This window comes from Pantoea sp. X-Soil-TKNS-1211 (assembly GCF_059730495.1).
In genome coordinates this window covers 874,652-901,376 of the sequence record NZ_AP035953.1, presented here as the reverse complement: position 1 = coordinate 901,376, position 26,725 = coordinate 874,652, and the positions used below count along the sequence as shown (strand labels likewise).

The window sequence follows — 26,725 nt, the reverse complement described above, 5'->3', positions numbered from 1 at the left end:
TTATGCCTCCCGGCTACGGGCACACATCATGGTCGCTTCACAGACAATCTTGCCGTCTACGGTTGCTACGCCTTTGAAGCGCGTCAAACCACGACGAGTTTTCTCGAAAGTCACTTCCATGATCATCTGATCGCCCGGCACTACCGGACGTTTGAAACGGGCTTCATCGATACCGGCGAAGTAATAAAGTTCACCTGGTTCCAGTTTTCCGACACTTTTGAATGCCAGAATACCGGTGGCCTGCGCCATCGCTTCCAGGATCAGAACGCCTGGGAAAATCGGTTTACCAGGGAAATGTCCCTGGAAAAACGGTTCGTTTACAGAAACGTTCTTCACCGCACGCAGATACTTATGCTCTTCAAATTCCAACACGCGGTCAACCAGCAGGAATGGGTAGCGGTGCGGCAGCAGTTCTAAAATCTCTTCAATTTTTAGAGTATGCGTTTCAGTAGTCAAAATACTCTTCCTGTCCTAAAAATTCTGATGGCAACAATAACACGGCCTGCAATGATCAAAATGATCATCCGCAGGCCGCAAATCAGTTCGGTGGCGTCTCGCTTCCTTGCGATACCTGCTGCACATGCTCAGACAAGGTCCGAGCTGATAAAGAAGGTACGCTGCTTATTATGAAGCCGGTCTCGTGGGATGGCGTTACTCGTCTTTACCGACTTTACGCTCGATGGCTTTGAGACGTTTGCTCATATCATCGATATTCATCACCAACGCTGCCGTTTTACGCCAGGTTTTGTTGGGTTGCAGTGGAATACCCGAAGAGTATACCCCAGGCTCTGTGATTGGGCGCATAACCATGCCCATTCCCGTCACGGTGACTTTGTCACAGATTTCCATATGTCCGTTAATGACGCTGGCGCCGCCAATCATACAGTAACGACCAATCTTCAGACTACCCGCCATGATCACACCACCGGCAACCGCAGTGTTATCACCGATCACAACGTTGTGCGCAATCTGACATTGGTTATCTATGATAACACCATTGCCGATCAGAGTGTTATCCAACGCACCGCGATCGATGGTGGTACAGGCACCTATTTCTACCCGATCACCAATCACCACCGTGCCCAACTGCGGGATTTTCACCCAGTTGCCACGATCGTTAGCATACCCGAAACCATCCGCACCGATGACGGTGCCTGACTGAATCAGACAATCCTGACCAATCTGGATTTCGTGATAAATCGTCACGTTAGCCCACAGGCGTGAACCGCGTCCAATGCGTGTCTGCTTACCAACAAAACATCCGGCGCCAATAACGACGTCGTCGCCCAGCTCAACACCAGACTCGATCACCGCATTAGCCCCCACCGACACATTGTTCCCCAGCTTCGCCGTCGGGTCGATCACAGCGCTGGGCGCGATATTTTGCGCGGGCTGCGGCGTGGTGTCCAGCAGTTGTGCCATGCGGGCATAGGTCAGGTAAGGATTTTTTACCACCAGCGCGGCCGTATTACACCACTCCAGATCCGCTTCCGTCAGCACCACGGCCGAAGCCTGCACCTGGGCGAGCTGCTCGCGGTAACGGCTGTTTGCAAGAAAAGTGATTTGGCCAGTTGTGGCGGATTGCATAGAAGCAATGCCGGAGATGGCGATATCACCATCTCCGTGCAATTCTGCATCCAACTGCTGGGCTAAATCAGCCAGTCGAATAGATGACATCGATTATTTAACCTGTTTTACAACGTCAGCAGTGATGTCTTTAGCATCAGAAGAAGTGTACAGCACAGCCTGAGAGTCCAGGACCAGATCGTACCCTCCGCTTTTCGCTACAGACTGAACAGCGGTCTGGATTTTAGCCAGCAGCTTGTTACGTTCCTGCATCTGACGGGTCTGGTTGTCTTTCTCAAAAGCCTGAGCTTTTGATTCGAAAGCAGCACGCTCAGAAGCGATTTGCTTCTCTTTCTTGCTGCGGTCGCTTGCTTTCATGGTTGAAGCATTACGTTGCAGGTCCTGAATCTCCTGCTGGATTTTCTGCTGCTGAGACTGGAGGTCAGAGGCACGGCCCTGGAACTCACTCTCGAGTTGCTTAGCAACAACAGCACGCTGCGGAGACTGCTGGAAAACCTGGCTCAGGTTAACAACGGCGATTTTGTCTGCCGCCTGGGCGCCAGCAGAAGCAGCTAATGCAACACCCAGAGCAGCGGCACAGAACAACTTTTTCACTATAAACTCCTTACCCTCAACATGTGTGTTTGCAGCGTGTAGCCTTGCTACACGCGTGCAGACTCTCTTTATACCCTTTGGGTATACACTTCCCTGCTCAGAGCTTTACCAGGTTTTACCGATGTTAAACTGGAACTGCTCTGACTTGTCTCCCTCGACTTTCTTGATCGGTTGGGCATACGAGAACACCAACGGTCCCAACGGTGACATCCACTGTAGTGCGATACCGCTGGATACGCGAATATTGTTCGGATCGCTGTAATCTGGAATCCCTGCCGCACGCGTTTCCGCGGTGTTCTGCCATTTAGTATCCCAGACTGTACCCGCATCGAAAAATACCGATGTGCGTACTGAGTTAGCATACTTCTCGCTCAGGAACGGCGTTGGGGTGATCAGCTCAAGGCTGGCAACCGCCATCGCGTTACCACCGACCGCATCATCTGACTTACAGATGCCATTAGGATCAGTCAGCGTACAAGTCGATGAACCATCATTCAGATACGCCGCTTTCGGACCAATGGTATTGGACTGGAAGCCACGAACCGTGCTGGAGCCACCGGCATAGAAGTTCTCATAGAACGGCATCTCTTTACCGCCGAGTCCGTCACCATAACCAACACGTCCACGTCCCAACAGCACCCAGGTACGATCACGGTTAATCGGAACGTATTGCTGAGTATCCAACGTCGCTTTATAGAAGCTGTTGTCTGAACCCGGAATGGTCACTTTACCGTTCAGGTTGGTACGGTTACCGGACGTTGGGAAGAATCCACGGTCCAGCGTGTTGTACGTCCAACCATAGTTGAAGGTGAAGTCGTTCGCGGAGAAATCGCCATCATCGTTCAGCCCTTGATGACGCCCTACCGAATCGAGATAACGCCACATTGCTACCTGTGGCTGCATGTTGGAAAGGTCGTTATGTACGTAACCTAAACCTACACGCAGGCTGTTGTTCTCGTTGATCGGGAAGCCCAGCGTGCCGTCAACACCATAACTTTTGTTGGTGTAATCAGACAGGTCAGCATCATCCGCTTTAAAGTCGTTATAGAAAATACGACCGCCCAGGCTGACACCGTCTACCGTGAAATACGGATCGGTCAGTGAGAACTCAGCATAGGTCTGATAATCGTTTTTCGTGCCGCTGATACCAACAGTGTTACCGGTGCCGAGCCAGTTATCCTGGGTCACACCGACCTGGAAGCTCACGCCACTTTCTGTGCCGTAGCCTACACCGAAGTTAAACGTACCGGTGTTACGTTCTTTAACCTTGTAAACCACGTCAACCTGATCAGGCGAACCTGGTACGCGCTGCGTATCCACGTCAACGGTTTCAAAGTAGCCGGTACGGTTAAGACGTTCTTTACCCTGGTCAACCAGATCACTGCCTAACCATGCGCCTTCCATCTGGCGCATTTCACGACGCAGTACCGAGTCCTTTGAAGTATCGTTACCTTCGAAACGGACTTTGCGCACGTAGTAACGGTTACCGGCATCAACGTTGATATGCAGTTTAACCGTCTTATCGGCGTCATTAATTTCCGGCTGGGTGACCACGCGCGGATAAGCGTAACCGTAGCGACCCAACAGTTTTTTGATGTCATCTTCCATCTGAGTGACTTTGGTGCCGTTATACAGCTCACCCGATGGAATCTTCGTCAGATGTTCAATTTCCGCCGAGTGACCTGCCATGCTGCCGTTAACAATCACACCCGCGATCTTGTACTGATCGCCTTCGGTGATGTTCACGGTGATGTAGATCCCTTTCTTATCCGGCGTCAGGCTTACCTGCGTTGAATCAATATTAAAACGCGCATAACCGCGATCCAGATAGAAGCTGCGCAGAGTCTCGAGGTCCCCGGCCAGTTTCTGCTTCTGGTATTTACGATCGCCCACCACGTTCCACCACGGCACTTCATCACGCAGTTGGAAACGAGAGATCAGTTCATCTGAGCTAAAGGCTTTGTTGCCCACGATGTTGATCTGCTGAATCTGAGCAGAAACACCTTCCTGAAAGACAAATTTCAGGTCAACACGGTTACGCGGCAACGGTGTAGCAATCGCTTTCACACTGGCGGTGTACTTACCGACGCTGTAGTAGAAATCCTCCAGCCCCTTCTCAATCGAAGAGAGGGTGGTACGGTCAAGTGCTTCACCGACACGGATACCAGAAGCCTCAAGGTTCTGCTTCAGCTGATCTTCTTTGACCGCTTTGTTACCGGAGAAAGTGATGCTGGCAATAGTCGGGCGTTCTTTTACCTGGACAATCAGCGTAGTACCGTCGCGCAGAACCTGAACATCTTCGAAGTTACCGGTAGCGAACAGTGAGCGAATGGTGTTTCTGATGTCATCATCATTCACCGTATCACCAACACGTACCGGCATACTCAGCAGAGCCGCGCCGACGGCGACTCGCTGTAGCCCTTCGAAATGAATATCCTTCACCACGAAATCGTCTGCACCGTAAACGGTGGCGCTGCTAAACAGCAGCGACGCTATGAGCAACTTTTTCATCGCCATCGTTGTTATGCGTTTTCCTAACACATCCCACGCCTGTATGCATTCCCGCTATTACAGACGTGAGAAATCATTGAAAAGTGCAAGCCCCATTAATAGCACCAGCAGAATTGAGCCAATGCGATAACTGAAGTCCTGAACTCGCTCGGACACCGGTCCACCTTTGATCTTTTCGATCGCCAGAAAGAGCAGATGTCCACCATCTAAAACCGGCAGAGGGAACAGGTTAATGATGCCCAGATTAACGCTGATCAGCGCCAGGAACATCAGGTAGTAAATCACCCCATATTCTGCTGATAACCCGGCACCCTGCGCGATCGAAATCGGCCCGCTCAGATTATTCAGCTTCACATCCCCGGTTATCAACTTGCCCAGCATGGAAACCGTCAGCTTCATCAGTTGCCAGGTTTTTACACTGGCTTCGCCGATAGCGGCAAAAGGCCCATACTGCCTTACCGTTTTGTACTCGTCAGGCAACGGAATCACACGCGGGATCACCCCGGCAAAACCTTCCGCGTTGTTACCCGGTTTTGCTTCCGGTGTCAGCGTCAACGCCAGTGATTCGCCGTTTCGCTCCACCTCAAGTGCCATATTTTTACCGGGATTATCCCGCACCTGAACCACAAACGTCTGCCATTGTGTTAACGGCTGACCATCGACTTTAACGATCCTGTCGCCTGCTTGCAAACCGGCTTCACTTGCCGGTGAGTTAGCCTGAACTTCGGCAAGGGTCGTTTCGATTTGCGGTCCACGCGGGCGAATACCCAACGCGACTACCGGGTCCTGCTTATCGGGTTCAAACTGCCAGTCATGCAAATCCAACTGCTTTTGCTGCGTGGCATCCTCACCGAACTGCGAGACGGTCAGCGTGGCACTCTGATCACCGATTTTGCCGATCAGCGCCATGCGCACAGCATCCCAGTCAGGCGTTTCGATACCATCTACCGCTTTAAGTTCCATCCCGGAGGTAATTTGCGCTTCTGCCGCGACGGAACCGTTCAGAATTTCACCAACCACCGGACGCACGCCAGGTACGCCGTGAATAAACACCGCCCAGTACGCGATAATGGCAAAGATGAAGTTAGCAATCGGACCGGCGGCGATAATCGATGCACGTTGCCAGACCGCTTTGTTATTGAAGGCTTGATGACGCAGCTCAGCAGGGACGCTTTCAACGCGTTCATCAAGCATTTTGACGTAGCCGCCAAGGGGGATCAGGGCAATGACATATTCAGTGCCCTGACGATCGTGGCGACTGAACAGCGCTTTGCCGAAACCAATCGAAAAACGTTCGACTTTCACACCGCAGCGACGCGCAACCCAAAAGTGACCGAACTCGTGCACAGTAATCAGCACGCCGAGCGCCACAATAAAGGCTGCAAAACTCCAGAGTATGCTCAACATGGTCGCCTATCCTCAAAGGGTGCGGAAAACCAGCAGCAGCAGGCAGGCAAAAACCGGCACCGCTGCTGTCAGGCTATCAATGCGATCGAGGATACCACCGTGACCTGGTATTAAGTTACCACTGTCTTTGATACCGGCTTCACGTTTGAACATACTTTCCGTCAAATCGCCCAGTACCGAAGCCAGCGCAGCAATGACGGCGCAGATAATTAGGGTGGAAGCGGCAATGGTCAGCGGGGCAAACAGGGCAAACAGCCAGGCGATCAGTGCAGAAGAGAGTAACCCGCCGAGGAAACCTTCCCAGGTTTTACCGGGTGACACTTTCGGTGCCAGTTTATGTTTGCCAAACAAACGGCCAAACATATAGGCACCGGAATCGGCTCCCCATACCAAAAACATGACGAACAGCAGCCACCAGGCTCCGGCGAAATGGTCGGTATCATAATGATATTGGCGCAACGCCATCATGCCCCAGAAGAAAGGGATGACAGTCAGCACACCAAACAGGAGACGGAGCGGACGAGAATGGCGCCATACTGCCGCCGAAGCGGGATAGAAGAGAACCAATACCAGTGCGACAACCCACCAAATCAGTGATGCCCACAGGGAGCTTTCCATCTGGAATTGATGCAAATCACGTTGATAAGGTTGCAGTGTGAACAGCATCACAGCCAGCAATAAACCACATAGCACAGCCAGCCAGATGCGTTGCTGACGGGACGCCATGCCTGCCAGTTGCCCCCATTCCCAGGCGGCAAGCATGCAAATGATGATAGTTGTTATCGCAAAACCGGACAGTGGTAACCAGAACAGCGCAGCAATCACCAGCGGAATTAAAATAAACGCGGTAATCAAACGAGACTTCAGCAAAGGTTACCCCCAGGTTGCTCAGGCGCCGCCTGGTGCAGCGCCGCCATAGCGACGCTCCCGCAGAGAGAAAGCATTCAGTGCACCTTCAAAAACGTGTTCATCAAAATCAGGCCAGAGAACATCCGTAAACCAGAACTCAGCATAGGCGATTTGCCACAGCAGGAAGTTGCTAATCCGATGCTCTCCCCCGGTCCTTATCACTAAATCCACCGGCGCCAGCTCGTTCATACAAAGATACGGAGCCAGACTCTCTTCGGTTATCTGGTCAGGACGTAGCAGACCTTCCTGAACCTGTTCGGCCAATTTTTTGGCACCCTGGATAATATCCCAACGGCCACCGTAGTTAGCAGCAATGTTGAGAGTCAGTCCATTATTTTGCTGAGTCAGTTCCTCGGCGCGACGAATGCGTTCCTGGATACGGGAATTGAAACGGCTGATATCGCCAATCACACACAAACGTACATTGTGCTTGTGCAGGCTTTTGACCTCGCTGTCGAGCGCCCAGACAAACAATTCCATCAAGGCCGTCACTTCCTGAACCGGTCGGCTCCAGTTTTCACTGCTGAACGCATAAAGCGTAAGCGCTTCCAGCTTATGGCTGACCGCAAAGCTGACGGCCCGGCGTACTGATTTTACCCCGGCTTTGTGGCCTGAAATACGCAGTTTGCCCTGATTTTTTGCCCAGCGACCATTACCATCCATAATGATGGCCACGTGACGCGGCGTACAATCAGCCCGGTCATCGAATGTGTTGTGATTGTTGGACGACATAACGCGTAATAATTCCTTTAATCAGAAATGCTGTGGTTTCTGAATACATTGCGCCTGCAGCAAATACCGACCTTCGGGTCGGCTGGCATTGAAACAATACCAAGCTGTGAAACACGAGCGAGCGACTATACCATTTTCCCCATGAGCTAACAAATAGCGGGAACAATCAACCTGCTATACGCAAGCGTGGCAACATTTCATTGGCACACACCCGCGCTAACCGATCGATCTCCATCACCGCTTCAACGCTCTCGGGTTCACCACAGCTCAGCGATGCCAATACTTCGCTGTTAAGCACAGCGATATCGGTAAAGCGGATCTGATGCTGCAGAAAGGCGGCCACCGCCACTTCGTTAGCTGCATTCAGCGTCGTGGTGGCGGCCTGGCCAGTGGCACAGGCGTCAATCGCCAGCTTCAGGCAGGGATAGCGCGCGTAGTCCGGTTCAGCGAAAGTCAGCGCTTTCATTCGTGTGAAGTCGAGCGGTGTGACACCGGCAGGAATACGTGCTGGCCATGCCATGCTGTGGGCAATCGGGGTTCGCATATCCGGCGATCCCAGTTGCGCCAGCACGCTACCATCACAATAACGCACCATCGAATGGATCACCGACTGCGGATGCAGGATCACCTCCATCTGCGCATCGGTGGCGTTAAACAGCCAGCGGGCTTCAATGTATTCAAGACCTTTATTCATCATGGTGGCCGAATCAACGGAGATTTTTCGCCCCATTGACCAGTTCGGATGCGCACATGCCTGATCTGGCGACATACCAGCCAACTCGGCTAATGGTGTGTCACGAAAAGGGCCACCTGATCCCGTGAGGATAATCGACTCAATGCCGTTCTCTCGCAGATCAGCGTACCCCAACTGATGCTGTATGGAAGCCGGTAAACTCTGAAAAATGGCGTTGTGCTCGCTATCGACCGGCAGCAGTTGGGCCTGATGATGTTGTACCGCCTCCATAAACAGACGGCCGCATGTGACAAGCGATTCTTTATTGGCCAATAGCACGGTTTTCCCGGCACGAATCGCCGCCAGCGTCGGTAGCAGACCCGATGCGCCGACAATCGCCGCCATCACCTGATCGACATCATCGAGCGCGGCCAGTTCACAGGCAGCCTGAACGCCGGAGAGCACTTCGGTGTTGATCTTGAGTGCTCTCAGTCGCTCACGCAGCGCTTGTGCGGACACTTCATCCGCCATTGCCGCATAACGCGGCTGAAACTGCTGGCATTGCTCGGCCATCAGGGACACATTCTGACCAGCCACCAACGCTGTCACCTGATATTGCTCAGGATTTTCCCGCACTACCGCCAGTGTACTGGTGCCGATCGAGCCAGTGGAACCCAGCAGAGTTAATCGCTTCATGACGCTTTCCGTGTGTACGCAGAAGAAGACAGGCAGAACCCTCCCCTCTTCCTCAGGACCAAAATAAAACGCCGCAAGAGCGTGCATTCCGGAAGAATACTTCTCTTGACGGCGTTTATACCCGTCATACTTCAAATTGCAGGTACGTGGCTGCGCTCATTCACCTCAGTCACTTACTTATGTAAGCTCCTGTGGGTTCATTCCCTTGCCGCCTTCCTGCAATCCGAATTATTTAGGGTATATAAGATAACGATGGAATCAGAACTCCATCAGTTCCTTTTCTTTCTCAGCCAGTGCCGCATCAACGTTTTTGATGCGTACATCGGTCATTTTCTGAATCTCGTCCTGCGTGCGACGTTCGTCGTCTTCACTGATCTCTTTGTCTTTCAGCAGCGCTTTGATCTTGTCATTCGCGTCACGACGTACGTTACGGACGGAAACACGACCCTGCTCCGCTTCACCACGGACGATTTTAATCAGATCTTTACGGCGTTCTTCGGTCAACGCTGGCAGCGGAACACGAATGTCGCTACCGGCAGAGCTGGGGTTCAGACCCAGATCAGATGCCATGATCGCTTTCTCAACCGCCGGCCCCATAGAACGATCGAAGACGTTGATTTTCAGCGTGCGTGAATCTTCTACCGTAACACTGGCCAGCTGACGCAGTGGCGTCGGCGTGCCGTAATATTCAACAACAATGCCGTCGAGCAGAGAGGGCGAAGCGCGACCAGTACGCACTTTGCTGATGGTGTTTTTGAATGCTTCCACGCATTTGTCCATGCGCGTTTCAGCATCTTTTTTAATTTCGTTAATCACGTTGAAACCCTTGGATTCGGTTTGACCTGGCCATTTCCGGGCGAACCGGAAGCGGTATCGATAATCATCGATCATCCTGAATAGCGCGCGACGCCCAAGCATCGCGCCAACAGAATATACCCTATTTTATCTTGCGTCGGGTATTAATGCGTAATCAGGGTACCTTCTTTTTCACCCATCACGACGCGACGCAGAGCGCCAGGTTTGTTCATATTGAAGACGCGGATCGGCAACTGATGGTCGCGCGCCAGTGTAAAGGCCGCCAGATCCATCACTTTCAGCTCTTTATCCAGCACTTCGGCATACGTCAGCTGTTCATACAACGTAGCATCCGGGTCTTTCACCGGATCAGCCGAGTAAACGCCATCGACTTTGGTTGCTTTCAACACCACATCAGCTTCGATTTCGATGCCACGCAGACAGGCCGCAGAGTCAGTGGTGAAGAACGGGTTGCCAGTACCGGCAGCGAAGATAACCACGCGGTTATTACGCAGCAGGCTGATCGCCTCTGCCCAGCTGTAGTTATCACAGACGCCGTTCAGCGGAATCGCTGACATCAAACGTGCATTGACATAAGCACGGTGCAGCGCATCGCGCATCGCCAGGCCGTTCATCACGGTTGCCAGCATACCCATATGGTCACCGACCACACGGTTCATACCGGCCTGTGCCAGTCCCGCACCACGGAACAGGTTACCGCCACCAATAACCACACCCACCTGGATACCCAGTTCAACCAGCTCTTTCACCTCTTGCGCCATACGGTCAAGCACACTCGCGTCAATACCAAAACCTTCGGCACCTTGCAGTGCTTCGCCACTCAGTTTTAGCAGGATACGTTGATATACAGGTTTTGCGTTGGTCGCCATGGTCAATTCTTCCTGGAAGATATGATGAAAAGGAGAAGTTAAATCTGATCAATCATCCGCTTAGCAAGAGAGAAAAGCTATTGGGAAGTGACTGAAAATAGGCCCACGCTAAAACGCAGGCAAAAAAGAACCGCCCTTTGGCGGTTCTTTCGGAGCCATTAAGACTGTTTGGACATGGCAGCAACTTCTGCTGCGAAGTCAGTCTCAACTTTCTCGATGCCTTCACCCACTTCGAAGCGGATAAAGTTGATGACGTCAGCGCCTTTCTCTTTCAGCGCCTGGCCAACGGTTTTGCTCGGGTCGATAACGAAAGCCTGACCAGTCAGAGAAACTTCACCGGTGAATTTCTTCATACGGCCTTCAACCATTTTCTCTGCGATTTCTTTCGGCTTACCAGACTGCATGGCGATGTCCAGCTGAACCTGGTACTCTTTCGCTACCACGTCTTCAGACACGTCTTCCGGCTTCACGAATTCAGGCTTGCTTGCTGCAACGTGCATCGCAACCTGCTTGATCAGCTCTTCGTCTGCGCCTTTGGTAGAAACCACAACGCCGATACGTGCGCCGTGCAGGTAGCTGCCCAGCTCTGCGCCTTCCAGAATAGCAACACGACGGATGTTGATGTTCTCACCGATTTTTGCAACCAGTGCCACACGCTCTTCTTCGAACTGTGCTTTCAGAACTTCAACGTCAGTCACTTTGCCAGCGGTAGCAGCATCGATCACTTTGTCAGCAAATGCCTGGAAACCAGCATCTTTGGCGACGAAGTCAGTCTGGCAGTTAACTTCCAGAATCACGGCATAACCGTCAGCGATCTTGGTTTTGATCACGCCGTCAGCAGCCACGTTACCCGCTTTTTTCGCTGCTTTGATTGCGCCAGACTTACGCATGTTTTCGATGGCCAGTTCGATATCGCCATTCGCTTCAGTCAGCGCTTTTTTGCAGTCCATCATGCCAGCGGCAGTACGCTCGCGCAGTTCTTTTACCAGTGCAGCGGTAATTTCAGCCATTCCAGAATCCTCGATTCGTTTCTCAGTGCTTGCACACTGCCAGAAACTTGTTGCGGAAAATTTACTCTGCCCCGCTCGCTTTAGCGGAAGCGTGACAGACTTGGATATAATAAAGGGGCCTGCGCGGCCCCCTTAACAGATTACATCTGATGTCTAAGGGCTCTGTGAAAGAGCAGACCTTATCAGGCGTTCTCTAAAGACGCGTCTTCAGCTTGCTCAGCCAGATCCTGAGAACGGCCTTCGCGCACGGTAGTGGCAACGGCAGTCAGGTACAGGCTTACAGCACGGATTGCATCGTCGTTACCCGGGATAACGAAATCAACGCCGTCCGGATCAGAGTTGGTATCAACGATAGCAAATACCGGAATACCCAGGTTGTTTGCTTCTTTGATTGCAATGTGCTCGTGGTCAGCATCAACAACGAACAGTGCATCCGGCAGACCGCCCATATCTTTGATACCGCCCAGGCTGTTTTCCAGCTTGGCCAGTTCACGAGCGCGCATCAGCGCTTCTTTTTTGGTCAGTTTGTCGAAAGTACCGTCCTGAGACTGAGTTTCCAGATCTTTCAGGCGTTTGATAGACTGACGAACAGTTTTCCAGTTAGTCAGCATGCCACCCAACCAGCGGTGGTTAACGAAGAACTGGTCGCAGCTCAGTGCAGACTCTTTTACCGCTTCGGCAGCAGCGCGCTTAGTACCGACGAACAGGATCTTACCTTTACGGGAAGAAATTTTGTTCAGCTCAGCCAGGGCTTCGTTGAACATCGGTACAGTTTTCTCAAGGTTGATGATGTGAACTTTGTTACGCGCACCGAAGATGAACGGCTTCATTTTCGGGTTCCAGTAACGGGTCTGGTGACCGAAGTGAACACCAGCCTTGAGCATGTCGCGCATGGAAACAGTTGCCATGATTACCTCTAAAGTTTGATTGGGGTTGGGCCTCCATGTATCCCATACAACCGACCTCTTACGAGGCACCCCGGCGTATGTGTCGATACATGTGTGTTTTAGTACACATAATGAGATTTATGCGTTTCCTGCCACCCGGAGGCTGACAGAGAATCGTCGGCGCGCTTTATACCACAATGCGCAGGAATACGCCAATAGTCGTTAGCAGAAAATGGCTTGACGCTTCCCGATTTGGCAGCCCAAATGCCTGCTGCTAACATGACTGCACAGAACTCAATTATTGTCGAAATTTTCGACAGTCGCGGATTAATTTAATGGCTATTTCAATAAAAACCCCTGAAGAAATCGAAAAAATGCGTGTTGCTGGCCGCCTGGCAGCTGAGGTGCTGGAAATGATCGCACCGCACGTGGTGCCGGGCATTTCCACCGGCGAACTGGACCGCCTGTGCCACGAGCACATCACCAATAAACAGCAAGCGATCTCCGCGTGTCTCGGCTACCACGGTTTTCCGAAATCGGTGTGCATCTCCATCAATGAAGTGGTGTGCCACGGTATCCCCAGCGATGATCGCCTGCTGAAAGACGGCGATGTGGTTAACATTGATGTCACCGTCATTAAAGATGACTACCACGGCGATACCTCAAAAATGTTCATCGTCGGCAAACCCACCATCCAGGGCGAGCGTCTGTGCCGCGTCACCCAGGAAAGCCTGTATCTGGCGCTGCGTCTGGTGAAACCTGGCATCCGCCTGCGTGAGCTGGGACGTGCGATTCAGAAGTACGTTGAAGCACAGGATTTCTCTGTGGTGCGCGAGTATTGCGGCCACGGCATTGGCAAAGGTTTCCACGAAGAGCCGCAGGTGCTGCATTACGACGCTGATGACGGTGGCGTGGTGTTGCAGGCAGGCATGACCTTCACCGTCGAGCCAATGGTCAACGCCGGTGATTACCGCATCCGTACTATGAAGGATGGCTGGACCGTGAAAACCAAAGATCGCAGCTTGTCCGCGCAGTACGAGCATACTATTGTGGTGACGGAGAACGGCTGTGAGATTCTGACGCTACGTGAAGACGACACCATCCCAGCGGTGCTGGAAACCGTCGCGTAAATCTCTCTCGAATAGTACCAGGCCGACCTTGAGTCGGCTTTTTTATGGCGTGAAGAAGAGACGATGTCGATGAGTGGTAGCGTGACCGAAGCAGTACACAAGGGCCTGACTGATTCCCCCGCTGGCTGGCCTGATGAAGCCCTGACCCGCGAGAAACTCAAACTCTATCTCGAACAATTCCAGCAGCATATGGGGGTAGCGTTTGACGCCGGTACTGATGTCGAATCCCTGATTGATGCGCGCACCCTGTTTATCGATCGGTTGTTGCGCCGCTTATGGCGTTTCTTCGGCTTTGACCAGATGAAAGAGATCGCCCTGCTGGCGGTGGGTGGTTATGGCCGTGGCGAGCTGCACCCGCTTTCAGACATTGATGTGCTGATCCTCAGCCGTCGTCCGCTGGACGAGCAGGCCGCTCAGCGTACCAGCGAGTTACTGACGCTGATGTGGGATCTCAAGCTGGAAGTCGGTCACAGCGTGCGTACGCTGGAAGAGTGTCTGTTGGAAGGGTTATCGGACCTTACCGTCGCCACCAACCTGATTGAATCGCGCATGCTCACCGGTGATGTCGCGTTATTTCTTGAGTTGCAAAAGAACATCTTCAGCGATGGCTTCTGGCCGTCGTCGCGCTTCTTTGCTGCCAAAATTGAAGAGCAGCAGGAACGCCATAAGCGCTACCACGGCACCAGCTACAACCTGGAACCGGATATCAAAAGCAGCCCCGGCGGTCTACGGGATATTCATACGCTGCAATGGGTCGCGCGCCGTCACTTTGGCGCCACCACCCTCGACGAAATGGTCGGTTTTGGCTTTCTCACCGAAGCCGAGCGCAATGAACTTAACGAATGTCAGGAGTTTCTCTGGCGTATCCGCTTCGCGCTCCATCTGACCCTGACACGTTACGATAACCGGCTGCTGTTTGATCGCCAGCTAAATGTCGCACAGCGTCTCAACTATCTCGGTGAAGGTAACGAGCCGGTTGAGCGCATGATGAAAGATTTTTACCGCGTCACGCGCCGCATTGGCGAGCTTAACCAGATGCTGCTGCAATTGTTTGATGAAGCGATCCTCGGGCTTTCTGCCACTGAGAAGCCGCGTAATATTGATGACGACTTCCAGCTACGCGGTGAGCTGATCGACCTGCGTGACCCGACGTTATTCGAACGCGAACCGCAGGCGATTATGCGCATGTTTTACGTGATGGTGCGCAACGAAAACATCAAAGGTATTTATTCCACCACCTTACGCCAGTTGCGTTTCGCCCGCCGTCATCTGAAACAACCGCTGTGCCAGATTGCGGAAGCACGTCAGACTTTTATGGCGATTCTGCGCCATCCCGGCGCGGTGAGCCGTGCGCTGGTGCCGATGCACCGCCACAGCGTACTGTGGGCTTATACGCCGCTGTGGGGCAATATTGTCGGTCAGATGCAGTTCGACCTGTTCCATGCCTACACGGTAGATGAACACACCATTCGCGTGTTGCAGAAACTGGAGAGCTTTGCTGACGAAGCGACACGCCCGATGCATCCGCTGTGTGTGGAGTTATGGCCGCGTCTACCGCAGCCGGAACTGTTGCTGATGGCGGCGCTATTGCATGACATCGCCAAAGGACGCGGTGGCGATCACTCAATTCTGGGTGCCCAGGATGCGCTCGATTTCGCCGAACTACATGGCCTCAATTCGCGGGAGACCCAGCTGGTTGCCTGGCTGGTGCGCCATCACCTGTTGATGTCCGTCACCGCTCAGCGCCGTGATATTCAGGATCCGACCGTCATTCAGCAATTCGCTGAAGTGATGCAAAATGAGAACCGCCTGCGCTACCTGGCGTGCTTAACGGTATCTGACATCTGCGCCACCAACGAAAGCTTGTGGAACAGCTGGAAGCAAAGCCTGCTGCGTGAGCTGTTTTTCGCCACGGAAAAACAGTTGCGTCGCGGCATGGAAAACAGCCCGGATCTGCGCGAACGCGTCCGCCATCATCGGCTACAGGCGCTGGCGTTGCTGCGTATGGAGAATCTCGACGAGGAGCGACTACAACATATCTGGAGCCGTTGTCGTTCCGACTATTTCCTGCGCCACACCCCCAATCAGCTGGCATGGCATGCGCGACATCTGATCAATCACGATTTGAGCAAACCGCTGGTGCTGGTCAGCCCGCAGGCGACGCGTGGTGGCACGGAGATTTTTATCTGGAGTCCCGATCGTCCGTATCTGTTTGCTGCCGTGGCGGGTGAACTCGATCGCCGCAACCTCAGCGTGCACGACGCGCAGATCTTCACCAGCCGCGACGGCATGGCAATGGATACCTTTATTGTGCTGGAGCCGGATGGCAGCCCACTGGCGGCCGATCGCCATCCGATGATCATTCAGGCGCTGGAGCAGGCCATCACGCAAACCCAATGGGTACCGCCGCGTGCACGCCGTCAGTCATCACGTCTGAAGCACTTCAGCGTGGAGACCGAAGTCAGCTTTCTGCCCACGCATACCGATCGCCGCAGCTATCTGGAATTGATCGCCCTCGATCAACCGGGCCTGCTGGCACGCGTCGGTGAAGTATTTGCAGATTTAGGCGTCTCGCTTCATGGCGCACGTATCAGTACAATTGGCGAGCGGGTTGAGGATCTTTTCATCCTCGCGAACAGCGAGCGACGCGCGCTTGATGCCGAAATGCGCAATGTATTGCAACAACGGTTGACAGAGGCCCTTAATCCAAACGATAAAGTGTGACCGCAATCGATTTATTACCGCGTGCTTGCACGAATTTGTAGCGGCGCGATTTATCGCGCTGTTTTCAGGCATGTTCAAGGTTTGTTAAACCCGCGCGATAAATCGCGCCGCTACGGAATGTGCCTTAAATCCATTTAGTATGAAAGACTCAGGAAATCATCATGCAACAGTTACAGAGCGTTATTGAATCTGCCTTTGAGCGCCGTGCCGATATCACGCCGACCAGCGTGGACAGCGTCACTCGTGAAGCCATCAACCAGGTCATCGGTCTGCTGGACAGCGGTGAACTGCGCGTGTCTGAAAAGATCAACGGAGAGTGGGTAACGCATCAGTGGCTGAAGAAAGCAGTGCTGCTGTCGTTCCGCATCAATGACAACCAGGTGATGGAAGGTGCAGAAACCCGTTTCTACGACAAAGTCCCAATGAAATTCGCTAACTGGGATGAAGCGCGCTTCAAAAAAGAAGGTTTCCGCGTCGTTCCCCCGGCAGCGGTGCGTCAGGGTGCATTTATCGCACGCAACACCGTGTTGATGCCTTCTTACGTCAACATCGGTGCCTATGTTGACGAGGGTACGATGGTCGATACCTGGGCAACCGTCGGTTCCTGTGCCCAGATCGGTAAAAACGTTCACCTGTCTGGTGGCGTCGGCATCGGTGGCGTGTTGGAGCCGTTGCAGGCTAACCCGACCATTATTGAAGACAACTGCTTTATCGGTGCGCGCTCTGAAATCGTTGAAGGCGTGATCGTGGAAGAAGGTGCCGTGATCTCAATGGGCGTCTACATCGGCCAGAGCACCAAAATTTATGACCGCGAAACCGGTGAAGTTCATTACGGTCGTGTACCGGCGGGTTCAGTCGTGGTTTCAGGTAACCTGCCTTCTAAAGACGGCAGCTACAGCCTGTACTGCGCGGTCATCGTGAAGAAAGTTGATGCGAAAACGCGTGGTAAAGTCGGTATCAACGAATTGCTGCGCACCATCGACTAAGACGAATTTGCCTTAAATTAACTAATCCGACGGGCCTGTAATCAGGCCCGTAATTTTTTCTTTACACTGCCCATCAAACAACCTGTTTCTCACCGCGAATTAACAAGTGCGTTTATTTTTCAAACAGGTCATAATCCGCGCCAGTTAACTCAGGCCGCGCAAAATTCATCCCGATTTTTGTCTACAGTTATTTAAGCTGGTTGCTGCGTTTTAGCCGCATCCTGAATGATGATAGTCCTGCGCGCTCACCCACTTTCGATGGAATATAAAGCTATGTACGACAACCTGAAAAGCTTAGGTATCAGCACCCCTGAAGACATTGACCGCTACAGCCTGCGTCAGGAAGCCAATAACGACATCCTGAAAATCTATTTCCGCAAAGATAAAGGTGAGTTTTTCGCGAAAAGCGTGAAGTTCAAATACCCACGTCAGCGCAAAACCGTGGTTGCCGATAGCAGCCAGGGTTATAAAGAAGTTCAGGAAATCAGCCCTAACCTGCGTTATGTAATTGATGAGCTGGATCAGATTTGCCAGCGTGATCAGGTTGAAGTCGATCTGAAACGCAAAATCCTTGCCGATCTGCGTCATCTGGAAAACGTTGTGTCTAATAAGATCGCTGAAATTGAATCAGACCTCGATAAACTGACTCGCAACGGTCGTTAATTTCTCCCCCGCTTTGCTAAGGCCAGCTATTGCTGGCCTTTTTTCTGCGCGTAAGGCAAAGAAAGCAACCAGGTATCGCGCTGCGCCTGCCACACTGCACCGGTTAACGGCGTCCAGATAGTCTCGCCAATCCGGGTTTGCCAGCGTGTCTGCTGCACCCCTTGTTCATCCCCAGATTGCCAGCCCGGTGCATTCCGCAGTAGCAACAATGCATCCACCACACGGCTAGCAAAATAGCGCCCGTCGATTTCATCAACTCTGCTCATCCAGTTGCAATGCCACATACAGTAACAGGCGATCGTCAAAATTGCCCAAATTCAACCCGGTGAGTTCAGAGATGCGGTTCAGACGATATTCCAGCGTATTACGATGGATAAACAGCGCGCGCGCCGTTGCGCTCGGTTGTACGTTATGGCTAAACCAGGCGATCAAGGTGCGTCGCAGCAAGCCGTTGCTATCCATATTCTTCAATTTCGCCAGCGGTCGGGCCAGCTCATTGGCTTGCCAGCCACCACGTAAACTATCAAGTAACACCGGCAACACCAGATCCTGATAAAAATAGCTACGTTGTTCCGGCATGCGCTGCTTACCAACCATCATGGTGGTGCGGGCGGTACGGTAGGAACGCGCAATGCTACCGGGGCCGGTAAAATAGTTACCCAATGCGATGCGCATGCGCAAATGCCCGCTCTCCTTCATTCGATGCAGTAACTGTTCAACCCGACGACGATGATCATCCTGATCATAACGACCATGGGCATTCAGCGCTGGCTTGAGTACCACCATTTCGGTCAGCGAGACAATGGCAATCAGGTTATCGCGCTCAGGGGTGGTCAGCAGCGTTTGCAGCTGCTGTAATTCAGACATGGCACTGTCGACACCAAGCTGACCACTATCCACCTCCACCACCGCGACCACTCTCGGTTGATTGAGGTCGATACCCAGTCGCTGCGCCCATTCGCTCAACGCCGGTGACAGCGACTCAGTGCGTACCAGGTTCAGAACCAGCTCCTCACGCAGGCGGCTGTCCTGAGCCAACATATGCAACAAGCGAGCCTGTTCCAGCATCATTTCTGCCGTCATACACACCAGCTCGCCGTAATGGCGCAGCGCCACCGGTTGTCCGGTCAGACCAATAACGCCAACGATTTCACCATCAATACGCAGCGGCAGATTGATGCCGGGCCGTACGCCATGCAAATGCTTAGCCACCGCTTCATCGATGTCCACAACCCGACCCTGCGACAGCACCAGCAACGCACCTTCGTGCAATTCGCCAATACGCTCGCGGTCGCCACTGCCAATAATGCGGCCACGGGCATCCATCACGTTGACATTGCTGTCAATAATTTTCATGGTGCGGGCAACAATGTCCTGAGCCAATCGCGCATCAAGATGATAGGTGGCCATTAATCACTCCAGATAAAAGGAACTGTGGACAGAATACGCGCCCGCCTAACGGCTGGCATTGTGCAACTGCACATAGCCGGATAGAGATTGCGGGAATTGCGGGGGAGGTCACATCTGCAAGGATTGTGGCGGCACGATTTGAGCATAAAAAAGGCGGACCGAAGTCCGCCTTTGCTTGGGTTACAAGAGATTACTGCATCAGGAGGTACAGGCTGCTGTCGCCGCGCTGCACATTCAACGCCAGTACCGAAGGTTTGGTGTCGAGGATCTTGCGCAATTCGCCCAGATTCGCCACCGCCTGTTGGTTCACACCGAGGATCACATCGCCTTTTTTCAGGCCAATGCGCGCCGCGGCACTGCCCGGTTTAACACTATCGACACGCACGCCTTTCTGGCTATTGCTGTCGACATTGCTCAGGTCTGCACCCTCAATGCCGGTGTAGATGGTGGCGGACTGCACTTTTTCCTGGGTGCTCTGCTGCAACTCCACGGTGACGCTCACCGGTTTGCCGTCACGCAGCAGACCCAGTTGCAACTTGGTGCCAACTGGCAGCGAACCGACTTCGGCACGCAACGCCGCGAAACTGGTAAGCGGTTTACCGTTCATCGATACCACCACATCTCCGGCTTTGATACCGGCTTTCGCGGCGGCTGAATTCGGCAGCACCTGGCTGACAAAGGCACCGCGCTGCGCATCGACTTTCATCGCTTTCGCCAGCTCGGAGTTCAGCTCAGTCCCCATAATCCCCAGCTCACCACGTTTCACCTGGCCAAACTCGACCATCTGCGTACTGAGGTTTTTCACCATATTACTCGGGATGGCAAAACCAATACCGATATTGCCACCGTCCGGTGCCAGAATCGCGGTGTTGATACCGATCAGCTCACCGTTGAGGTTCACCAGCGCACCACCCGAGTTACCACGGTTGATCGCGGCATCGGTCTGGATAAAGTTTTCGTAGTTTTCAACGTTCAGGCCACTGCGGCCCAGCGCTGAAACGATACCCGAGGTGACGGTCTCGCCGAGGCCATAGGGGTTACCAATCGCCACCGTGTAATCGCCAACCCGCAGATTGTCTGAATCGGCAATCTTAATCGCCGTCAGGTTTTTCGCATCTTTCAGTTGGATCAGCGCAATATCAGACTGCGGATCTTTACCGATGACTTTCGCATCATAACGACGACCATCGCTCAGCTGTACCTGGATTTTGGTCGCATTATCCACCACGTGATTGTTCGTCACCACGTAGCCTTTATCTGCGTTGATCACCACACCAGAACCCAGTGCGCGGAATTTCTCCTGCTGGGTGTTATCACCGCCACCGCTGTTATCACCGCCACCACCTCCCTGGCACATCGGTGAACTTTGGAACGGCGAACCATCCTGGCAGAACGGTGAGTTATCACCAAAGAACTGCTGGAATTGCTGCGGCATACGTGGCGTCTTCACTGTGGTACTGCCTTCCACGCTGATACTCACCACGGAGGGCATCACTTTTTCCAGCATCGGTGCGAGGCTGGGCAGCTGTTGGCTGGAGGAAGAAGCTGTCTCCGCCGCGAAAACGCTGACAGGACTTAACGCCATGCCCAGACTAAGTGCCAGTGCACTTAACATTAATGTGCTTTTTTTCATTCATCTGTGTCTCATATAAGATTTACGTCCGGACCATTGCTGTGGTCGTGATGATGAGATTAAATTGTAAGCACGAAGTTCCTGATAAAGTTTTGGGTAAAAGTAAAAAATTATTCTTCGTCTTTACAAAACTTCGCTTATTCTACCGCCATCAAACGACGGTACTCATCCCAGGCATAAAGATCCGTCATCCCGCTGATATAGTCCTGAATCAGACGCGAACGATAATAGCGCTCCCATAGCAGGTTCTCATATTTATGTGCCACGATTAAGGTACGCATTTTCAGCTGATACGCTTTGCGATGTTTACTGGATAGCTTATGAAACAAACGGGTTTCTATCGGATGTTTGGCTAAGAAATCATCTTTCATCAGGGTGGTAAACTGCTCATAATCCAGCAACATTAATGACTGATAAATTTCCAGTAACCCTTTAATGACACGATAACCTTGCAATTCGAGTTGTTCGACTTCCGGATGATTAAACACCTGTTGACGTGCCACCGTCTTAAATAACATCAACAGACGCCCTTCCTCACCATCATCCTCCAGCAGAGCATGATTAAAATTACCGGTAAAAATAGCCGGTAAGTTATCGATAAAGCGCCGTACTGCATGACTGACTAACACGTTCTGCACGTTAACGCGTAGCGCCATAAAAAATTGATCGCCCTTAGTTCGCCATTTTTTCTGGCAAGCTTCTTTCCACGCTTCACCAATGGTGCGACTAAAAGCATCACCGGGTTTTATCGGCCCCCAGGCTTTCTGCAAATAATCGTACAATGTGTCGACATTAAAAATATCTTTCTCTACCGCATCATCGAGATCGGCAATACAATAAGAAATATCGTCCGCAGCTTCCATTATCCAGGTGAGCGGATAGCGATGATGCTCAGGAATATTGGTAGCCGCACGCAGATCGGCGACATATTCCCTTTCAGATAAATAAAATCCCGGCTTTTTCATTAATACGCTGAACTCAGCCGGTTTATCGCCCTGCCACCAAGCCGGGGCAGTATATTTTAAAATACAGGCCACCTGAGCATAACTGAGGTTCAGTTGGAGCAAGGTATGGACCATGCGAATCGCCTGCGCATTGCCTTCGAAGTGGCACAAATCCTGACGAATCATTGCATTCAACTGGTCAAAATCGGCGCGCTGCACCTCGTTTTCTACCCCAGCCACCAGCGGATCCACCAGCTCAGCCGGTAAATTATCATCAAACCAGTCATTGATAGCGGCCTCACCGAAGTGGCCAAAGGGCGGGTTGCCGACATCGTGCAGCAAACAGGCCATCTCGATCAGGCTTTCAAAGGCACCTTCCAGCTCCTCAAGACCGTATTTTTCCAGCCCGCCGCCCTGAGTTTTCAGGGTTTGCAACACTTCTTTCGCGATATAGCGTCCGGTTTGTTGCACTTCGAGAGAATGGGTCAGGCGCGAACGCACTGCCGCATTACGTTCCAGCGGAAAAACCTGGGTTTTTTGTTGCAGACGGCGGATAGCGGCAGAATTAATGATACGACCACGATCGCTCTCAAAATGGCGGGTAATAAAGTATTCCCCTTCGGGATCTTTACGGCTGGTATAGGGGCGGGTGAAGCTGATCTTCTTCCTGAAATTGATCGTCGCCATAATTACCCCTTATTTTTTCGTGAATTCTTCCTCTGACAGCCATGATAGACTATGCCTCACTTTTGCGGTTTACATCTACAACATTAGCGAGACTCTTTTATGAAAGCAGGCATTATTGGCGCGATGGAGCAGGAAGTAACCCTGCTGCGTGACAAGATTGAAAACCGTCAGACGCTGACGCTGGCCGGGTGCGAAATTTACACTGGCACGCTGAATGGCGTTGAGGTTGCTCTGCTGAAATCAGGCATTGGTAAAACCGCGGCGGCACTCGGCACCACATTACTGTTGGAACTGTGCAAGCCGGATGTGGTGATCAACACCGGTTCTGCTGGTGGCCTGGCCTCAACGCTGAAAGTCGGCGATATCGTGGTATCCGACGAAGTGCGTTACCACGATGCGGATGTTACCGCTTTCGGTTATGAGCCTGGTCAAATGGCCGGTTGCCCGGCGGCGTTCGTTGCTGATGACACGCTGATCGCGGCGGCCGAGCAAGTGATCAAACAGCTGGATCTCAACGCGGTGCGTGGTCTGGTGGTGAGCGGTGATGCTTTCATTAATGGTGCGGAGCCGCTGGCGCGTATTCGCAACACCTTCCCGCAGGCGATTGCCGTAGAGATGGAAGCTACCGCGATTGGTCATGTCTGCCATCAATTCAAGGTGCCATTTGTGGTGGTCCGCGCTATATCTGACGTCGCCGACCAGGAATCGCATCTCAGCTTCGACGAGTTCCTCAGCGTCGCGGCGAAACAATCCTCCCTGATGGTCGAAAACCTGCTGGCACAGCTGGCTCGTGGTTAAATCGGCCTGGCTTGTCGGGCTGCTGCTGTTTTGCAGCAGCCTGCTTGCCGCAGCGCCACGCGTTATCACTTTAGCACCGCACCTGACCGAGCTGGCGTTCGCTGCCGGTATCACGCCAGTGGCGGTCAGCGCGTGGTCAGATTATCCCACCAGTGCTGCATCGCTGGAGCAGGTCGCCAACTGGCAAGGCATCAGGATCGAGCGTATTGTGCAGCTCAAACCGGATGTAGTGCTGGCGTGGCGCGGTGGTAATCCGCAGCGCCAGATCGAACAACTGCAACGGCTGGGGATCAAGGTGGAGTGGATCGATCCCCAAACCCTTGATCAGATGATCGATGCATTGGCGGATCTACAACGCTGGAGTCCGCATCCGCAGCAGGCACTGGATGCCGCTCAGGCATTACGCGCGCAGGAAAAACAGCTGCGACAGCGGTATCAGCAGCAAAAACCGGTGCGAATATTTTTGCAGTTTGGGCAACAACCGTTGTTTACTGCATCACGCAATACGCTGCAAAATGAAGTGATTGAATTATGCGGTGGCCGCAATATCTTTGCCGATAGCACGGTGAGCTGGCCGCAGGTCAGCCGTGAACAAGTGCTGGCACGTCATCCGCAGGCGATTGTGATTGGCGGCAAGCCGCCCCAGGCCACCAGTATCGCGCAGTTCTGGCAACCGCAATTGCAGGTGCCGGTGATTGCCATCAATGATGACTGGCTGAGCCGCCCGGGACCTCGCCTGTTACTGGCGGCGCAGCAGCTCTGCGCGGCGCTCCATCCGGCGAAAATCAGCACCAAAATTGATTAAAGAATCAACAAAAATTGTCGTTAATCAAGTAACAAGGCACGGCAGCCACGTATGCTCTGTGCCCTTTTTGCGCAAAGCGCAATTTTAAAAACACCAGGAAAAAACCATGACCAGAGCTTTGCTACTGGCCATAGGGCTTGTGCTTGCCGCACCCATCGGGGCGGCAACGACATCCGGCTCTATTGCCGTCACGCTGACAATCTTCTCCCGCTGCGATATCTCACGCCCCGATACGCAAACACTACCCGCTATTGATTGCGGTCGCCAGATCAGCGCCCAGCCACGCGTCACGCAGAGCACACTGGAGCGCAAGGAAACATCGCAGTTAGTGACGGTAGAATGGTAACTGGCCGCCAGGACGGCGGCCTGAGAAATCAGATACTGAAGGAAGAACCGCAACCGCAGGTGGTTTTGGCGTTAGGGTTGGTCACGATGAAACGTGAGCCTTCCAGTCCTTCGGTGTAATCAACCGAACCACCCACCAGGTATTGCAGGCTCATCGGGTCAACCACCAGCGCCACGCCCTGTTTTTCAATGGTCATGTCACCGTCATTCATTTGATCGTCGAAAGTGAAACCGTACTGGAAGCCGCTACAGCCACCACCGGTGATGTAAACACGCAATTTCAGCTCCGGATTTTCTTCATCCGCGATCAGATTTTTCACTTTTTTCGCTGCTGCATCGGTGAATTGCAAAGGCAGTGCTGCTACATCGTCACTCATCTTTTACTCCGGGTAAACGTCCAGGTCAGAAAACGACCTCAATCACACTATTATCTGCCAGCCGCACAGTGCAATCAAGTGCTGCCCTTCGCACTGCGTGCCGCATGTGATGGATTAAAGTATAGCGATGGGACGGCTTTAGCGCCCGGCTACCTTTCACCTCTGCGCTATCTTCCGTAGAATGGCGCAAGTTTTTTTAAGACACAGCGGGAGCCGAAGAATGAGTAAGTCAGAAAACCTGTATGCCGAAGCGCAACGCCTGATCCCTGGCGGTGTGAACTCCCCGGTACGTGCATTTACCGGTGTGGGTGGCGTGCCGCTGTTCATCGAACGCGCCGACGGCGCTTACCTGTACGATGCCGACGGCAAAGCCTATATCGACTATGTCGGCTCATGGGGTCCAATGGTGTTGGGCCATAACAATGCCGCCATTCGCAACGCGGTGATTGAAGCCGCCTCACGCGGCCTGAGCTTTGGCGCGCCGACCGAGATGGAAGTCAAAATGGCTCAGCTGGTGTGCGAGCTGGTGCCGAGCATGGACATGGTACGCATGGTCAACTCCGGCACCGAAGCCACCATGAGTGCGATTCGTCTGGCGCGTGGTTTTACCCATCGCGATAAAATCATCAAATTCGAAGGCTGCTACCACGGCCATGCCGACTGCCTGCTGGTGAAAGCCGGTTCCGGCGCCCTGACCCTCGGCCAGCCAAACTCACCGGGTGTCCCGGCAGACTTCGCCAAACATACACTGACCTGTACCTACAACGATCTGGCCTCGGTGCGCAGCGCGTTTGAAGAGTATCCCCAGGATATCGCCTGCATCATCGTCGAGCCGGTGGCAGGGAATATGAACTGCATTCCACCGCAGCCAGACTTCCTGCCGGGCCTGCGTGCCTTGTGTGATGAGTTTGGCGCACTGCTGATTATCGATGAAGTGATGACCGGTTTCCGTGTCGCCCTCGGTGGTGCTCAGGCGTACTACGAAGTGACGCCGGATCTGACTTGCCTGGGCAAAATCATCGGTGGCGGTATGCCGGTCGGTGCCTTTGGTGGTCGTCGTGAAGTGATGGAGGCGCTGGCACCCATCGGCCCGGTTTATCAGGCGGGTACGCTGTCTGGCAACCCGATTGCCATGGCTGCCGGTTTTGCCTGCCTGTCACAAATTGCCCAGCCGGGTACGCATACCACACTGACCGAGCTGACCACCCAATTGGCTGAGGGTTTGTTGGCAGCGGCCAAAGCAGAAAGCATCCCGCTAGTGATTAACCACGTTGGCGGCATGTTTGGCCTGTTCTTTACTGATGCCGACCGCGTGACCTGCTATCAGGACGTGACGAAGTGCGATGTCGAGCGCTTTAAGCGTTTCTTCCATCTGATGTTGCAGGAAGGCGTCTACCTGGCCCCTTCTGCCTTCGAAGCGGGCTTTATGTCGCTGGCGCACAGTAAAGAAGATATTCAACGCACTGTCGATGCCGCACGTCGCTGCTTCGCGCAGCTGTAATGCATCAGGGCACCGCAAGGTGCCCTGATCT

25 protein-coding genes are annotated in these 26,725 nt (G+C 53.0%); 8 read left to right on the top strand and 17 right to left on the bottom strand.

Annotated features, from left to right (window positions below):
• The 12 genes from fabZ to rpsB all read right to left on the bottom strand — a co-directional run bounded on the left by fabZ (position 1) and on the right by rpsB (position 12,712).
• The gene (fabZ, locus tag AC6I8W_RS04000) at positions 1–456 is read right to left on the bottom strand and encodes a 3-hydroxyacyl-ACP dehydratase FabZ (RefSeq protein ID WP_013507953.1); all 456 of its coding nucleotides are present in this window, start codon (positions 454–456) and stop codon (positions 1–3) included.
• 195 nt (positions 457–651) lie between these two features.
• Positions 652–1,677, bottom strand: coding sequence for a UDP-3-O-(3-hydroxymyristoyl)glucosamine N-acyltransferase (gene lpxD / locus AC6I8W_RS03995; RefSeq protein ID WP_013507952.1), 1,026 nt, complete (start codon positions 1,675–1,677; stop codon positions 652–654).
• A gap of 3 nt (positions 1,678–1,680) precedes the next feature.
• Positions 1,681–2,181 (bottom strand): OmpH family outer membrane protein, encoded by a 501-nt coding sequence (locus AC6I8W_RS03990; RefSeq protein WP_497837073.1) that lies wholly within the window; start codon positions 2,179–2,181, stop codon positions 1,681–1,683.
• A 105-nt stretch (positions 2,182–2,286) separates the two neighbouring features.
• The gene (gene bamA / locus AC6I8W_RS03985) at positions 2,287–4,698 is read right to left on the bottom strand and encodes an outer membrane protein assembly factor BamA (RefSeq protein ID WP_497838100.1); all 2,412 of its coding nucleotides are present in this window, start codon (positions 4,696–4,698) and stop codon (positions 2,287–2,289) included.
• A 51-nt stretch (positions 4,699–4,749) separates the two neighbouring features.
• On the bottom strand, positions 4,750–6,099 hold the full coding sequence (gene rseP / locus AC6I8W_RS03980) for a sigma E protease regulator RseP (RefSeq protein WP_497837072.1): 1,350 nt from the start codon (positions 6,097–6,099) through the stop codon (positions 4,750–4,752).
• 12 nt (positions 6,100–6,111) lie between these two features.
• Entirely contained in the window at positions 6,112–6,969 is an 858-nt protein-coding gene (cdsA, locus tag AC6I8W_RS03975) for a phosphatidate cytidylyltransferase (protein ID WP_497837071.1), read from the bottom strand.
• 18 nt (positions 6,970–6,987) lie between these two features.
• Positions 6,988–7,740 (bottom strand): (2E,6E)-farnesyl-diphosphate-specific ditrans,polycis-undecaprenyl-diphosphate synthase, encoded by a 753-nt coding sequence (ispU, locus tag AC6I8W_RS03970; protein WP_497837070.1) that lies wholly within the window; start codon positions 7,738–7,740, stop codon positions 6,988–6,990.
• 166 nt (positions 7,741–7,906) lie between these two features.
• Complete coding sequence (gene ispC / locus AC6I8W_RS03965) at positions 7,907–9,109, bottom strand: 1-deoxy-D-xylulose-5-phosphate reductoisomerase (RefSeq protein WP_497837069.1); 1,203 nt, start codon at positions 9,107–9,109, stop codon at positions 7,907–7,909.
• Positions 9,110–9,367: 258 nt separating this feature from the next.
• Entirely contained in the window at positions 9,368–9,925 is a 558-nt protein-coding gene (gene frr / locus AC6I8W_RS03960) for a ribosome recycling factor (RefSeq protein WP_497837068.1), read from the bottom strand.
• Between the two features lie 143 nt (positions 9,926–10,068).
• Positions 10,069–10,794, bottom strand: coding sequence for a UMP kinase (pyrH, locus tag AC6I8W_RS03955; protein WP_480368485.1), 726 nt, complete (start codon positions 10,792–10,794; stop codon positions 10,069–10,071).
• Positions 10,795–10,952: 158 nt separating this feature from the next.
• Positions 10,953–11,804 carry a translation elongation factor Ts gene (gene tsf / locus AC6I8W_RS03950; RefSeq protein ID WP_480368483.1) on the bottom strand — a complete coding sequence of 284 codons (852 nt, stop codon included), beginning with the start codon at positions 11,802–11,804 and terminating at the stop codon, positions 10,953–10,955.
• Positions 11,805–11,986: 182 nt separating this feature from the next.
• Positions 11,987–12,712: a 30S ribosomal protein S2 gene (gene rpsB, locus AC6I8W_RS03945; protein WP_013507942.1), complete on the bottom strand. Its 726-nt coding sequence runs from the start codon at positions 12,710–12,712 to the stop codon at positions 11,987–11,989.
• Between the two features lie 314 nt (positions 12,713–13,026).
• Here rpsB and map point away from each other — a divergent pair, with 314 nt between their 5' ends.
• The 4 genes from map (at position 13,027) to AC6I8W_RS03925 (ending at position 18,194) form a co-directional block, all read left to right on the top strand.
• Positions 13,027–13,821 (top strand): type I methionyl aminopeptidase, encoded by a 795-nt coding sequence (map, locus tag AC6I8W_RS03940; protein ID WP_497837067.1) that lies wholly within the window; start codon positions 13,027–13,029, stop codon positions 13,819–13,821.
• A 69-nt stretch (positions 13,822–13,890) separates the two neighbouring features.
• Positions 13,891–16,545 (top strand): bifunctional uridylyltransferase/uridylyl-removing protein GlnD, encoded by a 2,655-nt coding sequence (glnD, locus tag AC6I8W_RS03935; protein ID WP_497838099.1) that lies wholly within the window; start codon positions 13,891–13,893, stop codon positions 16,543–16,545.
• 161 nt (positions 16,546–16,706) lie between these two features.
• A complete protein-coding gene (gene dapD, locus AC6I8W_RS03930; protein WP_480368478.1) occupies positions 16,707–17,531 on the top strand; it encodes a 2,3,4,5-tetrahydropyridine-2,6-dicarboxylate N-succinyltransferase in 825 nt (274 codons plus the stop codon).
• A 273-nt stretch (positions 17,532–17,804) separates the two neighbouring features.
• Positions 17,805–18,194, top strand: coding sequence for a DUF3461 family protein (locus AC6I8W_RS03925; RefSeq protein WP_480368476.1), 390 nt, complete (start codon positions 17,805–17,807; stop codon positions 18,192–18,194).
• Positions 18,195–18,220: 26 nt separating this feature from the next.
• On the opposite strand, the gene AC6I8W_RS03920 is transcribed toward AC6I8W_RS03925, so the two are convergent.
• From AC6I8W_RS03920 to dgt, 4 genes are all read right to left on the bottom strand, one after another.
• Positions 18,221–18,460 carry a hypothetical protein gene (locus AC6I8W_RS03920; RefSeq protein ID WP_497837066.1) on the bottom strand — a complete coding sequence of 80 codons (240 nt, stop codon included), beginning with the start codon at positions 18,458–18,460 and terminating at the stop codon, positions 18,221–18,223.
• Positions 18,447–19,604 carry a CdaR family transcriptional regulator gene (locus tag AC6I8W_RS03915; RefSeq protein WP_497837065.1) on the bottom strand — a complete coding sequence of 386 codons (1,158 nt, stop codon included), beginning with the start codon at positions 19,602–19,604 and terminating at the stop codon, positions 18,447–18,449. The genes AC6I8W_RS03920 and AC6I8W_RS03915 overlap by 14 nt, the downstream gene beginning before the upstream one ends.
• Positions 19,605–19,794: 190 nt before the next feature.
• Positions 19,795–21,237 carry a serine endoprotease DegP gene (gene degP, locus AC6I8W_RS03910; RefSeq protein WP_497837064.1) on the bottom strand — a complete coding sequence of 481 codons (1,443 nt, stop codon included), beginning with the start codon at positions 21,235–21,237 and terminating at the stop codon, positions 19,795–19,797.
• A gap of 137 nt (positions 21,238–21,374) precedes the next feature.
• A complete protein-coding gene (gene dgt / locus AC6I8W_RS03905; protein ID WP_497837063.1) occupies positions 21,375–22,868 on the bottom strand; it encodes a dGTPase in 1,494 nt (497 codons plus the stop codon).
• Positions 22,869–22,967: 99 nt separating this feature from the next.
• Here dgt and mtnN point away from each other — a divergent pair, with 99 nt between their 5' ends.
• The 3 genes from mtnN (at position 22,968) to AC6I8W_RS03890 (ending at position 24,817) form a co-directional block, all read left to right on the top strand.
• The gene (gene mtnN, locus AC6I8W_RS03900) at positions 22,968–23,666 is read left to right on the top strand and encodes a 5'-methylthioadenosine/S-adenosylhomocysteine nucleosidase (RefSeq protein ID WP_497837062.1); all 699 of its coding nucleotides are present in this window, start codon (positions 22,968–22,970) and stop codon (positions 23,664–23,666) included.
• Positions 23,659–24,471 carry a vitamin B12 ABC transporter substrate-binding protein BtuF gene (gene btuF / locus AC6I8W_RS03895; protein WP_497837061.1) on the top strand — a complete coding sequence of 271 codons (813 nt, stop codon included), beginning with the start codon at positions 23,659–23,661 and terminating at the stop codon, positions 24,469–24,471. Before mtnN ends, btuF begins: the two co-directional genes overlap by 8 nt.
• Before the next feature lie 106 nt (positions 24,472–24,577).
• Positions 24,578–24,817 (top strand): hypothetical protein, encoded by a 240-nt coding sequence (locus tag AC6I8W_RS03890; protein ID WP_497837060.1) that lies wholly within the window; start codon positions 24,578–24,580, stop codon positions 24,815–24,817.
• A 28-nt stretch (positions 24,818–24,845) separates the two neighbouring features.
• On the opposite strand, the gene erpA is transcribed toward AC6I8W_RS03890, so the two are convergent.
• Positions 24,846–25,193, bottom strand: coding sequence for an iron-sulfur cluster insertion protein ErpA (gene erpA, locus AC6I8W_RS03885; RefSeq protein ID WP_013507930.1), 348 nt, complete (start codon positions 25,191–25,193; stop codon positions 24,846–24,848).
• A gap of 220 nt (positions 25,194–25,413) precedes the next feature.
• On the opposite strand from erpA, the gene hemL reads away from it, so the two are divergent.
• Positions 25,414–26,694, top strand: coding sequence for a glutamate-1-semialdehyde 2,1-aminomutase (hemL, locus tag AC6I8W_RS03880; RefSeq protein ID WP_497837059.1), 1,281 nt, complete (start codon positions 25,414–25,416; stop codon positions 26,692–26,694).
• Positions 26,695–26,725 lie beyond the last annotated feature (31 nt).

Bases quoted from the DNA above. Each gene is read 5' to 3' on its own strand.
- lpxD (WP_013507952.1), bottom strand. From the start codon at position 1,677: ATGTCATCTATTCGACTGGCTGATTTAGCCCAGCAGTTGGATGCAGAA.
- bamA (WP_497838100.1), bottom strand. From the start codon at position 4,698: ATGGCGATGAAAAAGTTGCTCATAGCGTCGCTGCTGTTTAGCAGCGCC.
- rseP (WP_497837072.1), bottom strand. From the start codon at position 6,099: ATGTTGAGCATACTCTGGAGTTTTGCAGCCTTTATTGTGGCGCTCGGC.
- ispU (WP_497837070.1), bottom strand. From the start codon at position 7,740: ATGTCGTCCAACAATCACAACACATTCGATGACCGGGCTGATTGTACG.
- ispC (WP_497837069.1), bottom strand. From the start codon at position 9,109: ATGAAGCGATTAACTCTGCTGGGTTCCACTGGCTCGATCGGCACCAGT.
- pyrH (WP_480368485.1), bottom strand. From the start codon at position 10,794: ATGGCGACCAACGCAAAACCTGTATATCAACGTATCCTGCTAAAACTG.
- tsf (WP_480368483.1), bottom strand. From the start codon at position 11,804: ATGGCTGAAATTACCGCTGCACTGGTAAAAGAACTGCGCGAGCGTACT.
- rpsB (WP_013507942.1), bottom strand. From the start codon at position 12,712: ATGGCAACTGTTTCCATGCGCGACATGCTCAAGGCTGGTGTTCACTTC.
- map (WP_497837067.1), top strand. From the start codon at position 13,027: ATGGCTATTTCAATAAAAACCCCTGAAGAAATCGAAAAAATGCGTGTT.
- glnD (WP_497838099.1), top strand. From the start codon at position 13,891: ATGAGTGGTAGCGTGACCGAAGCAGTACACAAGGGCCTGACTGATTCC.
- dapD (WP_480368478.1), top strand. From the start codon at position 16,707: ATGCAACAGTTACAGAGCGTTATTGAATCTGCCTTTGAGCGCCGTGCC.
- AC6I8W_RS03925 (WP_480368476.1), top strand. From the start codon at position 17,805: ATGTACGACAACCTGAAAAGCTTAGGTATCAGCACCCCTGAAGACATT.
- AC6I8W_RS03920 (WP_497837066.1), bottom strand. From the start codon at position 18,460: ATGAGCAGAGTTGATGAAATCGACGGGCGCTATTTTGCTAGCCGTGTG.
- AC6I8W_RS03915 (WP_497837065.1), bottom strand. From the start codon at position 19,604: ATGGCCACCTATCATCTTGATGCGCGATTGGCTCAGGACATTGTTGCC.
- degP (WP_497837064.1), bottom strand. From the start codon at position 21,237: ATGAAAAAAAGCACATTAATGTTAAGTGCACTGGCACTTAGTCTGGGC.
- dgt (WP_497837063.1), bottom strand. From the start codon at position 22,868: ATGGCGACGATCAATTTCAGGAAGAAGATCAGCTTCACCCGCCCCTAT.
- mtnN (WP_497837062.1), top strand. From the start codon at position 22,968: ATGAAAGCAGGCATTATTGGCGCGATGGAGCAGGAAGTAACCCTGCTG.
- AC6I8W_RS03890 (WP_497837060.1), top strand. From the start codon at position 24,578: ATGACCAGAGCTTTGCTACTGGCCATAGGGCTTGTGCTTGCCGCACCC.
- erpA (WP_013507930.1), bottom strand. From the start codon at position 25,193: ATGAGTGACGATGTAGCAGCACTGCCTTTGCAATTCACCGATGCAGCA.
- hemL (WP_497837059.1), top strand. From the start codon at position 25,414: ATGAGTAAGTCAGAAAACCTGTATGCCGAAGCGCAACGCCTGATCCCT.